Annotated in this window: 2 protein-coding genes; both read right to left on the bottom strand. The window is 60.6% G+C overall.

What is annotated here, in order from left to right:
- Nucleotides 1-346 precede the first annotated feature (346 nt).
- A complete protein-coding gene (locus tag AC1DVA_RS27920) occupies nucleotides 347-634 on the bottom strand; it encodes a hypothetical protein (RefSeq protein ID WP_476808054.1) in 288 nt (95 codons plus the stop codon).
- 448 nt (nucleotides 635-1,082) lie between these two features.
- Nucleotides 1,083-1,541 (bottom strand): hypothetical protein, encoded by a 459-nt coding sequence (locus AC1DVA_RS27925; protein ID WP_476808055.1) that lies wholly within the window; start codon nucleotides 1,539-1,541, stop codon nucleotides 1,083-1,085.
- Nucleotides 1,542-2,097: the final 556 nt, after the last annotated feature.

The raw sequence follows: 2,097 nt of genomic DNA on the forward strand, positions 1-2,097 counted from the left end.
GCTCCACAGCAGCGTGATCCAAGTGCAGGTCGTGCATGGCCACGGTCCCCCCCTCGAGCCCCCCAAGACCCCGATGGACCATGCTAGGGGGCGCCCGGAGTGGTTAACATTTGCCTAATTGTCATTGTGGGGCAGACAAGGCTGCCGGAGCTCGCCCCCAACGCCAAGACGCACGACGAAAGATCGGAGGAGAAGGCGAAGCCGCGCCAAACGTCGCGCAGGGGAACTGCTGCTCCAGATCACCGATCAACTTACCGTCGCTGACGGCGGTAAGCTCCCCAGCTTGCGCAGGTGGGCATTCGGACAGTATGGAACGGCGTTCAGCGGGGTGGTGGCGCACGAACGACTACGTGTTCATCCGCCCTTCAAGACGGGTCATGAACGCCGGCCGCAAGATCAGCCTGCCCAAGGAAGCCAAGACGTGAAGACCTTGATGATGGGGTGCTGGCAGGTCCGCCAGCGCCAGAACGATATTACCCTGCTCTGGCCGTCGCTCTGCAATAATACCGGAGATGTCGAGCAGGCCCGCCGCGCCTTTGGATACCACGCCGCGCGTGACAACGCGTGGGCTGTGCTCCCAGACGAGGTACGGATCCGCCAGATCAACGCATTGATAGCGCCAGAGGGCGGCCATGATCAGCCATTACCGGACTTCAGCGCCGTGCACGACGCGTAGGAATGCTTCACCGACGCCCCGATGCTGCTTCCTGTGGCGCAGGCGCGACTGCGCGACGAACTGGTCCTGCTTTACCCGACCTCACGCCGGTCAAGGCGTAGGCGCGGTGGATCGTACCGCAGGATACGACTTCATCCGCACGGGCTTGGCGTTCGAAACCCACGGGGCGGCTTCTGGTGTTTGGCTTGAGCACCTTGGTTTCGGGTCGATGCGAGGCTTGTGCACCGATGCGCCGTGCTGCGATCTCCGACGCGCTTGCCGGTGCCGGGCGGAGGTCGAGGCGCGCTGGTTCTTGAACAGGATCGCGACGAGGATTAGCGCCAGAAGAACGACGATGGACCAGTCGGCGCGTCCAGATGCCACAAACATGGGCGACGTAGCCGTTACCCACCTTGCCCGGTTCGGATCAGAAGGGCAGTTTTTCAGGGACACAATGAAGAAGGCTTGGGCAGGGATCGAGTTTCCAACACTTTCCCAGGCATTCGTAAATCGTTTCGGTATCGGTTCCGCCCTTACAGCCTATTAAGCAAGTGTCAATATTAGCTTTGCACTGTTTTTCGTCGGTTTCGCCGCGCTTGACATGAAGCGTGATGCCTTGTGTCGCCGCCGATGATCGGATGTTACTAGGAAGGTAGCCTTTGGCGGCTAAGTAGGCGTGAGTCCGGAGTTTCCTTTCCTGGCGGCTTTGCTCGACGGCGCTGTCGATTTCCCCGAGGCCGCCTTCCCGGACTTCAACGTTTGCCGCTCCCAAGCAGTACGCGGCAAGAAGCTCATTGTCGGTCGCAATATCGGGCTGAGCCTTCGCTGCAGAGGCGGCCAGACTGAAAGCTACTGCGCTCAACGTGATCGCTATAAATCGGTTCATCGGGTCTCCGTCCTGCCGAGCGTTCCCAATCCGCGCATGCCATGCCTGCCCCGCCTTGCCGCTGGTAAGCGCACGGCTGGGGCCTCTCGCTGAACAAAGAGAGCTTTSTTGTTATTGTATTCTTCGTGGTGCTCAATCGCCAAGGAGGTCCGCCGTCGAGGCTAATGTGACCTGCATATCGATCGGATCGCCGCATTGGCCGRCGYCTCCTCACTGCAGAACGCGCCGCGACAATCTCTTTGGCTCGGCCTGATCGCGGGCAGGGCGGAGAAATCGTCCAGCATGGCCTGCGCCTCGGCCATCATCTGCTCCCGGTAGCGCATCTCGCGCCCCATGAGCCAACGCGAGGCAAGTCGGCATCGTCAAGGCRCTTCCAAGSGTCCTTGAAGGCCACAATGACAATGCTCCAGACAGGAAAATGCCACCCGGAGCGAGGCTGGTTGACCCAGAGTAATTTCCGATGTTCGATTACCAATCCCGGGGARTGCCCGAGCCCACTCCTTCAAGATCGAGCCGGCGCTCTGTATGGAGAGCGGAGAGCTAGCTCACCTTTCGT

It is taken from the genome of Allobosea sp. P4_C6, assembly GCF_056402015.1.